The sequence below is a fragment of the Nevskia sp. genome (genome assembly GCF_021732705.1).
GTDB lineage: Bacteria > Pseudomonadota > Gammaproteobacteria > Nevskiales > Nevskiaceae > Nevskia.
This window is the reverse complement of the sequence record NZ_JAKFUM010000010.1, coordinates 471,840-488,037: the sequence shown is the minus strand read 5'-3', so window position 1 is coordinate 488,037 and position 16,198 is coordinate 471,840. Positions and strand designations below refer to the sequence as shown.

Below are 16,198 nucleotides of genomic sequence, written 5' to 3'. Positions count from 1 at the left end.
GCGCCGCATGGCGAGCCGACCATGGCGCCGACACGATTGCTGCATCGATCCAGCCTCCGCGCGTCGCGGCACGCCGTTCCGGAGCGCTCGCGTGCCATCTGGCCTTCTGCCGACGCTGGGATCCCGCGGGCAGCATCGGCCGCCGTCGTGCCGCAGCGGCTCCCGCGCCTTGCAGGTACAGAACAAAGGGTCTATCGTGACGGCGCGAACGGATTGGCACCGCGCGTGCAGATCCTCAAGCCCGGCGCGGGCTGAGCGCCAGCATGGACAGCCTCTCGTGATGAAACTGGTGATCGGCAACAAGAACTATTCGTCGTGGTCGCTGCGGCCATGGCTGGCGCTGCGCGTGGCCGACATTCCGTTCGACGAAATCCGCATTCCGCTCGACGAGCCGGAGACGCGCGCGCGGCTGCTGGCGGTCTCGCCGACGGCCCGCGTGCCGGTGCTGATCGATGGCGACCTGACGATCTGGGATTCGCTGGCGATCTGCGAATACACCGCCGAGCGCTTCCCGGAGCGCGCGCTGTGGCCGCAGCATCCGGCGCTGCGCGCCCGCGCGCGGTCGATCGTCAGCGAGATGCACAGCGGCTTCACCGCGCTGCGCCGGACCATGCCGATGAACTGCCGCAGCCGGCTGCCGGGCAAGGGCCAGACGCCGGCGGCGATGGCCGATGTCGCCCGCATCGTCGAACTGTGGAACGAAGCGCTGCTGGCCAGCGGCGGCCCGTTCCTGTTCGGCGCGTTCTCGATCGCCGATGCCTTCTACGCGCCGGTCACCTCGCGCTTCGTCACCTACGCCGTGCCGCTGCCGCCGCCGTGCCAGCGCTATGTCGAGGCGGTGCAGGCGCTGCCGGCGATGGTCGCATGGAACGCCGCCGCGGCCAGCGAGCGGGAATGGATCGCGGCCGACGAGCCCTATGCCGACAGACGGGCAGAGCCACCCGGCGCGCTCTGATTCCATGCGCCATCGCGTTGCCATCGGCGTTCGCAGCCATGCCTTCGAGGGCCTCGCCGAATTGCTGGCCAAGGCATCGCCGATGCGGTCGGGCGATGCGCTGGCCGGGGTTGCCGCCGCCAGCGCCGAGGAGCGGATGGCGGCGCGCATCGCCCTGGCCGATGTCCCGCTCACCGCGTTTCTCGACGAGCCGCTGATTCCTTACGAGCGCGACGAGGTCACGCGCCTGATCGTCGATTCGCACGATGCCGCCGCGTTCGCGCCGCTGCGCAGCCTGACCGTCGGGGCTTTTCGCGACTGGCTGCTGTCCGATGCCGCGACGACCGAGGCGCTGACCGCCGCCGCACCCGGCATCACGCCGGAAATGGCCGCGGCGGTTTCCAAGCTGATGCGCAATCAGGATCTGATTCTCGCGGCCCGCAAGTGCCGCGTGGTGACCGCCTTCCGCTCGACCATCGGCCTGCCCGGCCGGCTGGCGATCCGGCTGCAGCCGAACCATCCGTCCGACGATGCCCGCGGCATCCTCGCGTCGACGCTCGACGGTCTGCTGTACGGCGCCGGCGACGCCTGCATCGGCATCAACCCGGCGAGCGACGAGCCGCGCAAGCTGCGCGCGCTGTGGGACCTGCTCGACGCGCTGATCAGCCGCCACGGCATTCCGACGCAGAGCTGCGTGCTGGCCCACGTCACGCGGCAGATCGACGCGATCGAGCATGGCGCGCCGGTCGATCTGGTGTTCCAGTCGGTCGGCGGCAGCGAAGCGCTGAACACGAGCTTCGGCATCTCGCTGGCCCTGCTGCGCGAAGCGCAGGATGCCGCGCGGAGCCTGAAGCGCGGCACGGTGGGCGACAACGTCATGTACTTCGAGACCGGGCAGGGCGCGGCACTCTCGGCCAACGCCCACCACGGTCTCGATCAGCAGACCTGCGAAGCCCGCGCCTATGCCGTCTGCCGCGCGCATGCGCCGCTGTTGGTCAACAGCGTGGTCGGCTTCATCGGGCCGGAGTATCTGTTCGATGCCAAGCAGATCATCCGCGCCGGGCTGGAGGATCACTTCTGCGGCAAGCTGCTCGGCCTGCCGATGGGCGTGGACGTCTGCTACACCAACCATGCCGAGGCCGATCAGGACGACATGGACACGCTGCTGACCCTGCTGGGCGCGGCCGGCGTCAACTACGTGATGGGCGTGCCGGGTGCCGACGACATCATGCTCGGCTACCAGAGCACGAGCTTTCACGATGGCCTGTACCTGCGCGAAACGCTCGGCCTGCGCCACGCGCCGGAGTTCGAGCAGTGGCTGCAGCGGATGCGGCTGATCGATGATCGAGGCCGGCTGCGCGATGCGCGCGAATCGCTGGCGCTGCCGCTGCTGTCGGCGATCGACGACGCCCCGCGATGAGCGATCTCGACCGCGCGCGCAACGGCATTCCACGCGATCCGTGGGCCGAGCTGCAGTCCCACACCGTTGCGCGCATCGCGCTCGGCCGCAGCGGTGCCAGCCTGCCGACGCGCGAGGTGCTGGCGTTCGGCGTGGCGCATGCCCAGGCACGCGATGCCGTGCATGCCGCGCTCGATGTCGCACAGCTCGCGAGCGATCTGGCCTCGCTCGGTCTGCCGCTGCTCACCGTCGCCAGTGCCGCGGCCAGCCGCAGCGCCTATCTGGCGCGGCCGGACTGGGGACGCCGGCTCGATGCCGTGTCGCGCGCTGCGCTGGCCGCCGAAGCCGCGGCTCGCGCGAGCGCGCCGGACGTGCTGTTCGTCATCGGTGACGGCCTGTCGGCGCTGGCGCCGCAGCGTCATGCCGCCGCCTTGCTCGCGGCACTGTTGCCGATGCTCGCGGGCCTGCGCATCGGCCCGCTGGTGATCGCAACTCAGGCGCGCGTGGCGCTGGCCGACGAGATCGCCGAGACGCTGTCGGCACGGCTGGTGGTCTGCCTGATCGGCGAGCGGCCGGGCCTGTCGTCGGCCGACAGTCTCGGGGCCTATGTCACGTTCGCGCCGAAGGTCGGCCGCACCGATGCCGAGCGCAACTGCCTGTCGAACATCCGGCCCGAAGGCCTCCCGGCGGCCGAGGCGGCACGGCAGCTGGCCGCGCTGCTCGCGGCCGCGTTCGCCAATCGGATCAGCGGCGTGACGCTGCGGATCGATCCAGCCGCGACGGTTCCCGCGATGCCCGGCAGCCGATGAAGAATGGCGCGCGGTTCCGGCCGGGAACCGCGCGCCAAGCCCAGAAATCGAGCCTGGGGATCAGCCGCCGCGGGCCAGCACCTGCAGCCGCGAATAGGCGCCGTTGAAGCGGTTCTGATCGCCGGGGAAGGTGCCGGAATCCGAGAACTGCCAGAACGTGTAGATGCCCCACGGATACGGCAAGGTGCCGACGCTCGACGAATAGCGGGCGACCCACAGCGGGTTGGTGCTGGAGAAGTTGCCGAGATTGCCGGTGCACTGCGACCACCAGCTGGTGCTGGTGTAGATCGTCGGATAGCGGCCGGTGCGCTGGTAGTAGCGGGTCGAGAACGCGTTGATCCAGTTGACCATTGCCTGCTGGCTCAGGCCGTAGCAGGTGCCGCCGCTGTATGGGTTGTATTCGATGTCCAGCGCACCCGGCAGCGTCTTGCCATCGGCCGACCAGCCGCCGCCGTGATCGACGAAGTAGTTCGCCTGCACCGTGCCCGAGGTCGCGCTCGGAATGGCGAAGTGATACGCGCCGCGAATCATGCCGACGTTGTACGAGCCGTTGTACTGCTGCGCGAAGTACGGGTTGACGTAGTTGTTGCGCTCGGTCGCCTTGATGTACGCGAAGCGCGCACCGTTGTTGTACGCCGCCTGCCAGTTGACGTTACCCTGATAGCGGCTGACATCCATGCCCGGTACCGACGAGGTCGCATTCAGCACCAGCAGGTCCGACTCCTCGTACTTGCCGATGCCTTCGTGCTTCCGGATCTGCGAGCCCATCGCATGATCGCCGACCTGCAGGTAGTCGAGCAGCCGAGCCAGATCGGCCTGTGCCGGCAGCACGGCCAATGCCGCCGCCGTCGCGGCCATCGCCAGCGCCCTTGTCTTCGAGATTCGCCCTTTTCGTTGCGTCATCGCTGCCACTCCCTGTGCTGCATGAGCAAGCCCGCGCACTGCGGGTTCGCGTGGGGACCGGCGCGGCTGGAAGGACAGTGACTCGCGCCCGGTCTACGGATGCGCGGGCGGGTTTTGTGCCTCGCGTGCCGTCGATCGTACGCGCGACGCATTCATGTTTCGTTGACAATGATCAGCGCTGTGTGAAAGGCACCGCTGCAGATGCGGCGGCGTCGCCCGCGGGCCGCGTGCGCGCCGACCGTCGATGGCCGGCGCGCGCTGCCGATCAGGCTTTCGGTTTCGCGGCGGTCGACTTCACCGCCTTGCCCGCTGCGGGCGCGGCGGCACCGGCGTCGCTCGGCTTGCGCGGGCGGGCCTTGGGCCTGACGGCTGCCGATGCTTCGGGCGTCGACACCGGTTGTGCATCCGCTGCCACCGGTGCCGCCTTCTTCGCCGCGGCCTTGCGCGGCGGGCGCGCGGCGGGCTTTTCCGCAGCGGTTGCGGCAGGCACCGGGGCCGGCGCTGGCGGCGCGACCGCCGGTGCTGGCGGAAGACCGGCGGGCGCCGCCGGCGTTGGCATGGGCGCCGGGACCGGAGCCGATGCCGTTTGCGCGGGTGCTGCGGCGGCCGGCGACGGGGCCGATGCGGCAGGCAGCTTGGGCTCGGCCCAGGCCGGCAGGCGGACATCGCGTCGTGGCGCCCAGTCCGGTGCCTGCTGCTGGGCTGCGGTCGGCGCGGCGCGCGGCATCTGCGGCGGACGCGGGTCATGACGCGACGGCGGAATCGGCGTCGGCCGCGCGGCCGGTGCGGGCGCTGCCGCCGGTGTCGATGTGCTGGCCACCACGGGCGATGCGACCGGTGCGGGCGCGGCCGGTCGCGCCTCGCTGGCGTCGGCGCTGGCCGCCGTCGCTGTCGGCGCGACGGCCGGGCGAGCCTCGGGACGCGGCTCATGCTTTGCTGCCGGCCGCGCGTCCGGCTTCACATCATGGCGCGGCTCGGCCTTGCGCTCGCCGTCGCGCACGCGCTTCTCGCGCACGTACAGTGCCCGCGAGCGACCCGGTTCGCCGCGCTCCTCGACCTCGAACAGCGCGATCGCGGCAACCAGATCGCTGAGCTTCTTGCGGCCGTAGTTGCGCGGATCGAACTCCGGCATGCGCTTGCCGAGCAGGCTGCCGACCGCGCCGAGACCGGCCCAGCCATCCTCGTCGCCGGCATCGGCCACGGCCGCGCACAGCGGGCCGAGCAGCGCCGGATCGTCGATCGGCGCGCCGCGCGCCGGGCGCTCGTCGGCGCTGGCCTCGGCCGGTTTCTGTGCCGGCTTCGGTGCCGGTGCGGCCGACGGATTGGACGCGGCCGGGCTTGGCGCCGCGGGCTTCGGCGTCGGCTGACGATTGCGATCGGCGGCGCGCGGCGTCGGCTCGTCGACCGTGTCCGGCTCGCCGTCACGCAGCACTTCGACATAGATGAAGCGGTCGCAGGCGCGCACGAACGGTTGCGGCGTCTTGCGCTCGCCGAAGCCGTAGACGGTCAGGCCGGATTCGCGGATGCGCGAGGCCAGACGGGTGAAGTCGCTGTCGCTGGAAACGATGCAGAAACCGTCGAAGCGCTCGGTGTACAGCAGATCCATCGCGTCGATGATCAGCGCGCTGTCGGTCGAGTTCTTGCCCTTGGTGTTGCTGAACTGCTGCATCGGCTGGATCGCGTGTCGCGCCAGGGTCTGCTTCCAGCTGCCGAGGTTCTGCGTGGTCCAGTCGCCATAGGCGCGCTTGGTCGTGGCGCGGCCGTACTTGGCGACTTCCGCCAGCAGGCCGTCGATGCGCTTGGCGTTGGCGTTGTCGGCGTCGATCAGGACGGCGAGCTGGGCTTGGGGGGAGGTTTCCATGGCCGGTTCCGGGGCATGACTTCAGGGCACCGAGGCGGTGCCGAAACAACGGATGACGGCAGGGTAGTCGCGTCGAACCTGCGATGCGACCGAGCCTGCCGAATGCGGGATGCGGCCCGGCCGATCGGCGACCGGGCGGCGCGATCAGTCCTTGACCCGTGCGATCCGGGCGCCGAGCGCGCCGAGCTTTTCCTCGATGTGCTCGTAGCCGCGGTCGATGTGGTACACGCGGTCGATCTTCGTTGTGCCTTCGGCGGCGATCGCGGCGAGCACCAGCGCGGCGGACGCGCGCAGATCGGTGGCCATCACCGGCGCACCCTTGAGCTTCTCGCGGCCGGTGACGATGGCGGTATTGCCTTCGATGCGGATGTCCGCGCCCAGGCGCAGCAGCTCCTGCGCGTGCATGAAGCGGTTCTCGAAGATCGTTTCGCGGATCGTGCCGACGCCATCGGCGTAGCAGTCCAGCGCCATGAACTGCGCCTGCATGTCGGTCGGGAAACCCGGGTGCGCCATCGTGTGCAGGTTCACCGAATGCGGACGCTGATGGCGCATGTCGACGTCGATCCAGTCCGCGCCGGTCGCCACTTTCGCGCCCGCCTGCTGGAGTTTCACGATCACTGCGTCGAGCGCGTTCGGATCGGTCTTCGTCAGCCGGACGCGGCCGCGGGTGATCGCCGCGGCCACGAGAAAGGTGCCGCCTTCGATGCGATCCGGAATCACGCGGTGATCGGCACCATGCAGATCACGCACGCCCTGCACGACGATGGTGCCGGTACCGGCGCCGCTGATCTTCGCGCCCATCGCCGTCAGGCAGTTCGCGAGATCGACGATCTCCGGCTCCCGCGCGGCGTTCTCCAGCACCGTTTCGCCATCGGCCAGCACCGCGGCCATCAGCAGGTTCTCGGTGCCGGTGACGGTGACCGTGTCGAAGTAGATGCGCGCGCCCTTGAGCCGCGTGGCGCGGGCCTTGATGAAGCCGTCTTCGAGCGTGATCTCGGCACCCATCGCCTTCAGGCCCATCAGGTGCAGATCGACCGGACGCGCGCCGATGGCGCAGCCGCCGGGCAGCGACACTTCGGCGTGGCCGCGCTTGGCCAGCAGCGGGCCGAGCACGAGGATCGACGCGCGCATGGTCTTCACCAGCTCGTACGGCGCGACACAGGTGGTGATGCCGCGCGCGGTCGCCGCGAACAGGCCCGGGCCGGGGCTTGCGACTGCAACCCCCATCTGCGCGAGCAGCTTCTTGGTCGTCACCACGTCGTGCAGGTCCGGCACGTTCGACAGGCGCAGCTCGTCGTCGGTCAGCAGGCTCGCGCAGAGGATCGGCAGCGCGGCGTTCTTGGCGCCGCTGGCAGCGACTTCGCCGGTCAGCGGGCCGTTGCCTTCAATCAGGAATTTGTCCATTCAACTCTCGTGAGGACGAACTGCGCGGGCGCGCACGTTCCGGTTCAGCCGATGCGCGTCTTCAGCGCCAGCGCATGAATCTCGCGGCCCATCTTGTCGCCGAGCGCGGCGTAGACGGCCTGATGCTGCTTGACCATGCTCAGACCAGCGAAGCCGCTCCAGCTGACATCGGCCTCGAAATGCTGCCCGTCGTCGCCGCGGACCTCGATCGTGGCGCCGGGCAGGCCGGCATCGAGCAGGGCCTTGATCTTTTCCTTGGTCATCATCGGGGTGATTCCTGAATTACTTTCTGAGCTTGTAGCCGGTGACCAGCATCCACAGGCAGATGGCCGACACCAGCACGAAGAAACCGGCGGTCCAGCTGAGGCTGAGCCAGTACGAGACGTCGCCGTGGCCGAAGAAGCCGTAGCGGAAGCCGTCGATCATGTAGAAGAACGGGTTCAGGTGCGAGGCCGTGAACCAGGGTTCCGGCAGCGAATGCACCGAATAGAACACGCCCGACAGGAACGAGAGCGGCGTGATGATGAAGTTCGAGAACGCGGCCAGGTGATCGAACTTGGTCGAGACGATGCCGGCGATGATGCCGAGCACCGCGAGCGCACCGCCGGCCAGCACGAACATCGCCAGCAGCGCGAACGGATTCGCCAGCGGCAGGCCAACCATCGGCCCGGCCACCGCAAGCATCGCCAGCGCCACGAGCAGTGCGCGCACCAGCGCGGCACCGACATAGGCGAGGAACATCTCGAACGGCCCGATCGGCGCCATCAGCAGGAACACGAGGTTGCCATTGACCTTCGACTGCGCCAGCGACGACGAGGTGTTGGCGAACGCGTTCTGCAGCACCGTCATCATCACCAGACCCGGCAGCAGGAACTGCGTGTAGGTGATGCCGTCGTAGCCCGACACCACGCGGCCCTGCAGCGCCTGCGCGAACACGAGCAGGTACAGCAGCGCGGTCAGCACCGGTGCCGTGACGGTCTGGGCCAGCACCGACCAGAACCGCATCACTTCCTTCTTGAGGAGGGTGTAAAAGCCGAGTTGATTGGGACTCATCGGCTGGCCTCCGCCTGCGGTTCTGTTCGGGCCGGCCCATCCGCAAGCGGATGGGCGTTCGGCGGGTTCGATGGCATGAGGCCATCGAACAAACCCCGCCTCACCCAGAACCGCATCACCTCTTTCTTCAGCAGCGTGTAGAACCCCAGCTGGTTCGGGCTCATGACAGCGCTCCCGCGGCCGGCTTGGCGGTCAGTTCGACGAAGATGTCCTCGAGGTCCGGCTCGCGCGTGGAGACATCGGCGATCTCGATGCCGGCTGCCTTCAGGCCGGCGAAGACGCTGGCGATCGGGTGGCGCTCGCGATCCAGCTTGAGCTCGATTGCGCCGGCCTTCTCGCTGGTGACCAGTTCCGCGAGGTTCGGCGGCATCGTCGCGCCATCGGCCAGCTTCAGGGTCAGGAAGCGGAATGGGTGGCGGTTCAGCAGGCCTTCGGTGGTTTCAACCACGCGCAGCACGCCCTTGTCGACGATGGCGATGCGGTCGCACATTTCCTGCGCTTCTTCCAGATAGTGCGTGGTCAGCACCACGGTCGTGCCTTTCGCGTGCAGGTCGCGCATGAAGCGCCACAAGGTGCGGCGTAGTTCGACGTCGACGCCGGCGGTCGGCTCGTCGAGGATCACGACCGGCGGCTTGTGGACCAGCGCCTGGGCGATCAGCACGCGGCGCTTCATGCCGCCGGACAGCGTGCGCATCATCGCCGTGCGCTTGTTGCCCAGTTCGAGGCGCTCCAGCATCTCGTCGATCCACGGCCAGACTTCCTTGCCGCAGCCGTAGTAGCCGGCCTGGATGCGCAGTAGGTCGACGACCTTGAAGAACGGATCGAACACCAGTTCCTGCGGCACCACGCCGAGCTTGCGGCGGGCAGCGCGCCAGTCGCTGACGGTATCGTGGCCGAGCACGGCGACCCGGCCTTCGTCGGCGCGGATCAGGCCGGAAATGATGCTGATCAGCGTCGACTTGCCGGCGCCGTTCGGGCCGAGCAGACCGAAGAATTCGCCTTGCTGGATCTGGAAGCTGAGGCCGTTCAGGGCACGGACGGTGCCGTAAGTCTTGCGGACATCGCGGATTTCGAGCGCAGGCGGGCCGGCGCCGAGAGGAGGGGTGTTCATGGGGACGCGATTATACGCCGCGCACCCGCCGTGCCCGCCGCCGCGGCACCGGATGATCCCGGCGGATGGCCGCGCCGGGCTACGATGGCGCACCCCATTCGAACCCGCTCATTCCCATGTCCACCGCCCTGCTGTGGTACCGCCGCGACTTCCGCGTGGCCGACAATCCCGCGCTCGCTGCCGCACTGGCCGCGCACGACACCGTCATTCCGGTCTACGTGCATGCGCCGGACGAGGAAGCGCCGTGGCAGCCCGGTGCGGCCAGCCGCTGGTGGCAGCACCACTCGCTGACCGCGCTGTCGGCGTCGCTGGCCGCACTCGGCTCGCCGCTGGTGATCCGCGCCGGGGATTCGCTGGCCGAGCTGCAGGCGCTGGTGCGCGAATCCGGTGCCGTCGCCGTCTACTGGAACCGGTTGTACGAGCCGGCGATCATCGCCCGCGACAAGCGGATCAAGACCGTGCTGCGCAAGGCCGGGCTGGTGGCCGAGAGCTACAACTCGGCCCTGCTGGTCGAGCCGTGGGAGGTCAAGACCGGCGGCGGCGAGCCGTATCGCGTGTTCACGCCGTTCTGGCGCAACGCCGGTGCCCGCGCGGCGCGTGCAGCTTTGCCGGCGCCGGAAGCCTTGAAGCCGCCGGCCAAGCCGCTTCAATCACTGGCGATCGACGCACTGAAGCTGTTGCCGTCGATCCGTTGGGATGACGCGTTCTACAGCCACTGGACCCCGGGCGAGGCCGGCGCCTGGGCGCAGGCGGAAGCGTTCTGCGCCGACGGCGCCGCGCGCTATCACGATCAGCGCGACCTGCCGGCGAAGGCGTCGACGTCGAGCCTGTCGCCGCACCTGCATTTCGGCGAGATCGGCCCTGTGCAACTGGTGCATCGCACGCAGCGGCTGCTGGCCGAGCGCCATGCGCCGGGGCTGGTCGGCAATGTCGAACATTTCGTCCGCGAGCTGGGCTGGCGCGAGTTCGCGCACCACCTGCTGTTCCACTATCCGACCACGCCGGACACGCCGCTGTATCCGAAGTTCGCGGCGTTCCCGTGGCTGCCGAAGGCCGACTACGCCGACAGCCTGCGCGCCTGGCAGCGCGGCCGCACCGGCGTGCCGATCGTCGATGCCGGCATGCGTCAGCTGTGGACCACCGGCTGGATGCACAACCGCGTGCGCATGATCGTCGCCAGCTTCCTGACCAAGAACCTGCTGATTCCGTGGCAGGAAGGCGCCGCCTGGTTCTGGGACACGCTGGTCGATGCCAGCCTCGCCGCGAACACGCTCGGCTGGCAGTGGAGCGCCGGCTGCGGCGCCGATGCCGCGCCGTACTTCCGCATCTTCAACCCGGTGCTGCAGTCGGCGAAGTTCGATGGCGACGGCGTCTACCTGCGGCGCTGGGTGCCGGAAATCGCGAAGCTTCCGGATGCCAGCCTGCACGCGCCGTGGGAAGCGAAGCCGGCGGTGTGGCTGGCGGCGAAGTTCTCGCCGGGGCAGGACTATCCGAAGCCGGTGGTGTCGTTGAGCGAATCGCGCGACCGCGCGCTGGCCGCGTACGGCCGGATCAAGGGCAGCGGCGACGGCGCCAGCGAAGGCTGATCGGACGGGTCAAAGTCGCGCATCTCGGCAGCGGGTCAGCGAGGACACAGTCGACGCCTGTCGACACAACCGAACCCCGCGTCGCACCGGAGCGCGGAACTGCGCTAAGTTCGCGTCAGCAAGAAAGATCGTGGCCACGGTCGACTGGGCCCCAGCGGGGCCGAGTCCGACCGGAAGACCCCGACAGGCGAGCTGGCGGAGCAAGCGCGTGCGGCATCCGGTGGTGGGGTCGGTCCGAGCCGATCCCGACCGACGATGCTGCGCGGCGGCGGCCGTCCGGCGTGATGACCCGAACACGCCGTGCAGCGCGCGCTGCCCGGTCAGGACGTGAGCCCGAACCGTTGCGATGACCACCGACTCCCAGCTGCAGGACTGGCGCTCCCAGGCGCTGAAGATCGAATCCGAAGTGAACCGCGCCGTGATCGGCCAGCCCGGCACGGTGCGGCTGATCAACATCGCGCTGTTCGCCCGCGGCCATGTGCTGCTCGAAGGCGATGTCGGCGTCGGCAAGACCACGGTGCTCCGGGCGTTCTCGCGAGCCATCGGCGGCGATTTCGAGCGCGTCGAAGGCACGGTCGACCTGTTGCCGGGCGACCTGATCTACCACACCTATGTCGACGAGCACGGCAAGCCGCGGATCGATCCCGGCCCGCTGCTGCGCCATGGCGAGCGGCTGGTGACGTTCTTCTTCAACGAGATCAACCGCGCGCGGCCGCAGGTGCAGTCGCTGCTGCTGCGTGCGATGGCGGAGCGCACGGTGTCCGCGTTCAACCGCGAATACCGGTTCCCGCACATGACCGTGTTCGCCGATCGCAACAAGATCGAGCGCGAGGAAACCTTCGAGCTGGCGTCCGCCGCGCGCGACCGCTTCATGTTCGAACTGCGCATGGCCACGCCATCGGACACCGAGATCCGTCGCCAGCTCGCGTTCAACCCGAGCTTCCATGATTCCGATCGCCTGATCGACACCGTGCCGGCCGGCCTGCTGCCGTGGGAGCGTCTGAACGAGATCGGTGCGGCGATCCAGTCTTCCGTGCGCGCCACCGACGCGCTCGAACGCTACGTGCTGGCGCTGTGGGAAGCCACGCGCAACCCGGCTGCCGCGGGCATCCAGATCGACGGTGTCGACATGAATCGCCTGATCCTCGCCGGCGCCAGCCCGCGCGGCGTGTCGGCACTGGTGCGCGCCGCGCGTGTCGTCGCCTGGCTGGCCGGGCGCGACTACCTGACGCCGGACGACATCCAGGCGGTGTTCCCGTCGACCATGGTTCATCGCGTGTTCTTCACGCCGGTGTACGAGCTGCGCCGCGCGGAACTGGCCGATGCCCTGATCGCCCGGCTGCTCGAGCGCGTGCCGGCGCCCTGACATGGTGGCCGCCGCAACCGACTTCTTCTATCGCCTGCCGATGCGCGCCGGCGGCCAGCGGCCGGGCTCGCATCCGGGCACGAGCCAGGGCAACGGTCAGGAGTTCATCACCCACGCCACGCTGTTCAGCCGGCCGGATCCGCGCCGGCTCGACGTGCGCGCGTCCCTGCGCGACGTGCGTGGCGACTGGCTGGTGCGCGTCATGCGCCAGCGCGTCGGCGTGCCGGTGTGGCTGGTGGCCGATGTCTCGGCCTCGATGGTGTTCGGCGCCCGGCGCAGCAAGCTCGAAGTGCTGAGCGATCTGGCCCGCGCCATCGGCGCCAGCGCCTTCAGAGTCGGTGATGCTGCCGGCATGGTCGCGTTCGACACCAGCGAACGCGAAGACCTGTACGTGCCGGCGTCGTTGAGCCGCGGCGTCGGCCATGTCATGGCGGCGCAGCTCGCCGATCCGGCGCTGGCGGCGCAGGCCGATGCCGGCGAGCGCCATCGCGGCGACCCGGTCGACGGCCTGCGCGACACGCTGCAGCGGCTGGCCGGCAAGCAGGGCCTGGTGTTCCTCGCGTCGGACTTCCACTGGCCGCTGGCCCGGCTCGACGAGACGCTCGATGCGCTGTCCCGCGCCTATGTCGTGCCGGTGATCATCTGGGATCCGGCGGAAACCGAGCCGCCGGTGACCAACGGTCTGGTGTCGCTGCGCGATGCCGAATCCGCCGCACGCAGCGCGATCTGGCTGCGCCCGAAGCTGCGCAGCGAGTGGCGCGAGGCGGTCGAAACCCGCCGCGCCACGCTCAAGGCGTTCTTCTCGAATCGCGGCCTGCGGCCGTTCTGGGTTCACGGCACGTTCGATGCCGACGCGATGTCCGAATACTTCTTCGAGGCCAACGCATGAGCGCCGCGACCGGCTTTCGCGCGGCCGCGGGCCTCGCGGCGCTTGCGGCCGTCGTCGCGTCGCTGACGGCCACGGCGCAGCGGCCGCCGAACGAGAACTACCAGCCGCCGGTCAAGGGTCAGGCGCTGTTCGATCCGCGCCCGGCCAAGCGCGCCGAGGCCGAGGCCGAAGCGGCGCGCAAGGCGGCCGAGGAGCAGGCCGCGCGCGAAGCGGTGCAGGTCAAGGTCGACGCCTCGGCCGATCCCGCGCGACGGTCGGCGGCCGAGCCGGCGGTGCCGGCGCCGGAAGCCGCACCGCAAGCCCTCTCGGAAACCGCCGCCGAACCTGCCGCCGAGCCCGCGAGCGCGCCCGTCGACGTCGACGTCGACGTCGACGTCGCCGTGCCGTCGGCCGCCGCCACTGCGCTGCCGACAGCCGAAGGCCACGTGGCCAGCAGCGATGCGGTCGCCGTCGTCACCGAAGTCATCCAGACGCCGGTCGAAAACCCGCGGCCGTACGGCTATCTGGTCGGCGATCTGCTGGTGCAGAAAGTCCAGCTCAGCGTCGATGGCCAGTCGGTCGATCTGGTCGAGATTCCGCGCAAGGATCGCTTCGGCAGCTGGATTTCGCGGCGCGGCGCCCGCGTCGAACGACGCCCGGACGGCACTCGCTGGCTGGTGCTCGATTACCAGATCGTCAATGCCTCGAAGGATGTCGACGTCATCACGCTGCCGAAGCTGCACCTGCGCACGACGACGCCGGACGTGTTCATCGACGTCGCCGACTGGCCGATCACCGTCGGCGCGATCACCGCGAGCCTGGTCCGCAACCAGGGCGGGCTGATCCCGCTGCAGCCGGATCGCCCGGCGCCGACGATCGCCACCGACGCGATCCGCCGCGCGCTGATGGCGAGCCTCGCCGGTCTCGCGCTGACCGTGGCGCTGTGGCTCGGCTGGTGGCGCTGGCGCGAGTGGCAGGCCTCCGAACGGCTGCCGTTCGCCCGGGCCGCGAAGGTCTTGCGCAGCGTCGATGGCCAGTCGGAAGCGGCATGGAAGGCGCTGCATCAGGCCTTCGATGCCACCGCCGGCCGCGTGATCCAGCCGGCGAGCCTGTCGTTGCTGTTCCGCGCCGCGCCGCAACTGGAAGCGGCGCGTGACCGGATCGAACGCTTCTACGCGGCATCGGCCGAGCGTTTCTTCGGCGGCCACGAGGCGGCACCGGCCGGCGTGTCGATTCCCGAACTGGCGGCGGAACTGCGCCGCATCGAGCGCCAGCACGAACGATGAGCCTGTTCGGCGGCAGCGCCCCGGCCCTCGATCTGGCCCTCGACTTCGCTCAACCCTGGGCCCTGCTGCTGTTGCCGCTGGCCCTGCTGCCGCTGTTGCGCCATCGCGCCGAGGAACTGACCTTCTCGTCGCTGCCATGGCTGCCGCAGGATCGCGTCGGCCGCTGGGTCGAACGGGTGGGGCGCGCGGCGGCGGTGCTGGCGATCGCGTCGATCGTCCTGGCGCTGGCCGAACCGGGTCGGCCGGAATGGGATGTGCCGCGGATCGGCCGCGGCGCGGAAATCGTCGTGCTGTTCGACTCCAGCTTGAGCATGGATGACGAGATGGTGGCCAAGGGCCAGCACCCGAAGCGCCGCCGCGACAGCCCGCTGCGCAAGCGCAACATCGCGCGGGAAGCCTTGTCGCGGCTGGTCGAGCGGCGGCCGGCGGATCGCTATTCGCTGCTGATGTTCGGCGCGGCACCGTTCCGGGTGACGCCGTTTTCGCAGTCGCCGGAAGTGATCCAGGCCGGCATCGCCGCCGCCGGCATCTCGAACGGCCTGCCCGGCACCGATCTCGGCCGCGGGCTGGTGGCTGCGATCAGCCAGTTCGATGGGCGCGCGTATTCCGGCAGCCGCGTGATCCTGCTGGTGTCCGACGGCGCCGCCGAAATCGACGACACGACGCGCGCGATCATCCGCGACGGCATGGCCCGCAACCGGATCGCGCTGGACTGGATCTACCTGCGCTCGGTCAACTGGCCGCGGCTGGATTCGGAGAAAGAGCCGGAAGCGGTCGGCCTGATCAAGGATGTCGCGATGCACCGCTTCTTCAAGACGCTGCCGACGACCTACAAGGTGTTCGAGGCCGAAAGCCCGGACGGCGTCAATCAGGCCGTGGCCGAAATCGAGCGCCAGCAGAACCTGCCGCTGGAATATCTCGAACGGGTGCCGCGGCGCGATTTCACCCATGTCTTCTACTGGCTCGCGATCGTCGCCTGCACCGTGCTGCTCGGCCATCGCGCGCTGACTGTCAGGAGTTTCGCCGCTTGAAACGTTCCCCGGTCCATCTCGCGTTCGGCGTCATCGCGCTCGGCTTCGCCGGTGCGTCGGTCGCCTATGGCCTCAAGCTGCAGACGGCGGCGCGCGCCAACGCCGTGATCGCCGAAGCCACCGCGGTCGCGCGACAGGCCGTCGCGGCTGCCGACGGCGGGGCCGCGCCCGATCAGCCGCCGGTCGCCGCGCCGCGGCTGGATACGCCGGAAGCGGCGCTCGCGTTCGCCATCGCGCTCGCGCAGGGTGAGGACTACGACCGGGCGCTGCGTGCCTACGAGCCGCTGGCCCTGTCCGATCGCGCCGATATCCGCCTGATCGCCCGCTACGACCTCGGCAACCTGCACATGCGGCAGGCCAAGCGGATCGGCGACGAGCAGGTGGCCAAGGCGCGCACCCTGGTCGAACTCGGCAAGCAGGCCTATCGCCGCGTGCTCGACGAAGACCCGCAGCACTGGGAAGCGCGCTACAACCTCGAACGCGCGCTGTGGCTGGAACCGGAAGCCGACGACGGCAATGTCGAAGTCACGCCGCCGCCGGCGGTCGAGCGCCCGAACGGCGACAAGCCGGAACTGCCGTGAGCTCGC

Annotated in this window: 16 protein-coding genes; 9 read left to right on the top strand and 7 right to left on the bottom strand. The window is 69.6% G+C overall.

The genetic code is table 11. The features are described from left to right. The first annotated feature begins 280 nt into the window (after window positions 1-280). From QZ951_RS13620 to eutC, 3 genes are read left to right on the top strand one after another with little or no spacing between them, the layout of a single operon-like run. Complete coding sequence (locus QZ951_RS13620; RefSeq protein ID WP_293001363.1) at window positions 281-955, top strand: glutathione S-transferase family protein; 675 nt, start codon at window positions 281-283, stop codon at window positions 953-955. A gap of 4 nt (window positions 956-959) precedes the next feature. Next, on the top strand, window positions 960-2,354 hold the full coding sequence (locus QZ951_RS13615; protein WP_293001361.1) for an ethanolamine ammonia-lyase subunit EutB: 1,395 nt from the start codon (window positions 960-962) through the stop codon (window positions 2,352-2,354). Next, a complete protein-coding gene (gene eutC, locus QZ951_RS13610; RefSeq protein ID WP_293001359.1) occupies window positions 2,351-3,142 on the top strand; it encodes an ethanolamine ammonia-lyase subunit EutC in 792 nt (263 codons plus the stop codon). Before QZ951_RS13615 ends, eutC begins: the two co-directional genes overlap by 4 nt. Window positions 3,143-3,202: 60 nt before the next feature. On the opposite strand, the gene QZ951_RS13605 is transcribed toward eutC, so the two are convergent. The 7 genes from QZ951_RS13605 to QZ951_RS13575 all read right to left on the bottom strand — a co-directional run bounded on the left by QZ951_RS13605 (window position 3,203) and on the right by QZ951_RS13575 (window position 9,474). Then, a complete protein-coding gene (locus QZ951_RS13605) occupies window positions 3,203-4,045 on the bottom strand; it encodes a lysozyme (protein WP_293001357.1) in 843 nt (280 codons plus the stop codon). A 265-nt stretch (window positions 4,046-4,310) separates the two neighbouring features. Beyond that, window positions 4,311-5,906 carry an NYN domain-containing protein gene (locus QZ951_RS13600; RefSeq protein ID WP_293001355.1) on the bottom strand — a complete coding sequence of 532 codons (1,596 nt, stop codon included), beginning with the start codon at window positions 5,904-5,906 and terminating at the stop codon, window positions 4,311-4,313. A 144-nt stretch (window positions 5,907-6,050) separates the two neighbouring features. Continuing rightward, window positions 6,051-7,310, bottom strand: a complete 1,260-nt coding sequence (gene murA / locus QZ951_RS13595; RefSeq protein ID WP_293001353.1) for a UDP-N-acetylglucosamine 1-carboxyvinyltransferase — start codon at window positions 7,308-7,310, stop codon at window positions 6,051-6,053. Between the two features lie 44 nt (window positions 7,311-7,354). Continuing rightward, window positions 7,355-7,573 carry a BolA/IbaG family iron-sulfur metabolism protein gene (locus QZ951_RS13590; RefSeq protein WP_366943923.1) on the bottom strand — a complete coding sequence of 73 codons (219 nt, stop codon included), beginning with the start codon at window positions 7,571-7,573 and terminating at the stop codon, window positions 7,355-7,357. Between the two features lie 19 nt (window positions 7,574-7,592). Continuing rightward, entirely contained in the window at window positions 7,593-8,363 is a 771-nt protein-coding gene (locus QZ951_RS13585; RefSeq protein ID WP_293001349.1) for an ABC transporter permease, read from the bottom strand. Continuing rightward, window positions 8,360-8,527, bottom strand: coding sequence for a hypothetical protein (locus QZ951_RS13580; protein ID WP_293001346.1), 168 nt, complete (start codon window positions 8,525-8,527; stop codon window positions 8,360-8,362). Before QZ951_RS13580 ends, QZ951_RS13585 begins: the two co-directional genes overlap by 4 nt. Continuing rightward, window positions 8,524-9,474, bottom strand: coding sequence for an ABC transporter ATP-binding protein (locus tag QZ951_RS13575; RefSeq protein WP_293001344.1), 951 nt, complete (start codon window positions 9,472-9,474; stop codon window positions 8,524-8,526). The genes QZ951_RS13580 and QZ951_RS13575 overlap by 4 nt, the downstream gene beginning before the upstream one ends. Before the next feature lie 116 nt (window positions 9,475-9,590). On the opposite strand from QZ951_RS13575, the gene QZ951_RS13570 reads away from it, so the two are divergent. From QZ951_RS13570 to QZ951_RS13545, 6 genes are all read left to right on the top strand, one after another. Continuing rightward, window positions 9,591-11,060: a deoxyribodipyrimidine photo-lyase gene (locus tag QZ951_RS13570; RefSeq protein ID WP_293001342.1), complete on the top strand. Its 1,470-nt coding sequence runs from the start codon at window positions 9,591-9,593 to the stop codon at window positions 11,058-11,060. A 346-nt stretch (window positions 11,061-11,406) separates the two neighbouring features. After that, window positions 11,407-12,426, top strand: a complete 1,020-nt coding sequence (locus tag QZ951_RS13565) for a MoxR family ATPase (protein ID WP_293001340.1) — start codon at window positions 11,407-11,409, stop codon at window positions 12,424-12,426. Between the two features lies 1 nt (window position 12,427). Next, window positions 12,428-13,315 (top strand): hypothetical protein, encoded by an 888-nt coding sequence (locus QZ951_RS13560; protein ID WP_293001338.1) that lies wholly within the window; start codon window positions 12,428-12,430, stop codon window positions 13,313-13,315. Next, the gene (locus tag QZ951_RS13555; protein WP_293001336.1) at window positions 13,312-14,580 is read left to right on the top strand and encodes a hypothetical protein; all 1,269 of its coding nucleotides are present in this window, start codon (window positions 13,312-13,314) and stop codon (window positions 14,578-14,580) included. The genes QZ951_RS13560 and QZ951_RS13555 overlap by 4 nt, the downstream gene beginning before the upstream one ends. Beyond that, on the top strand, window positions 14,577-15,611 hold the full coding sequence (locus QZ951_RS13550) for a vWA domain-containing protein (protein ID WP_293001334.1): 1,035 nt from the start codon (window positions 14,577-14,579) through the stop codon (window positions 15,609-15,611). Before QZ951_RS13555 ends, QZ951_RS13550 begins: the two co-directional genes overlap by 4 nt. Continuing rightward, window positions 15,608-16,192 carry a hypothetical protein gene (locus QZ951_RS13545; RefSeq protein ID WP_293001332.1) on the top strand — a complete coding sequence of 195 codons (585 nt, stop codon included), beginning with the start codon at window positions 15,608-15,610 and terminating at the stop codon, window positions 16,190-16,192. The genes QZ951_RS13550 and QZ951_RS13545 overlap by 4 nt, the downstream gene beginning before the upstream one ends. Window positions 16,193-16,198: the final 6 nt, after the last annotated feature.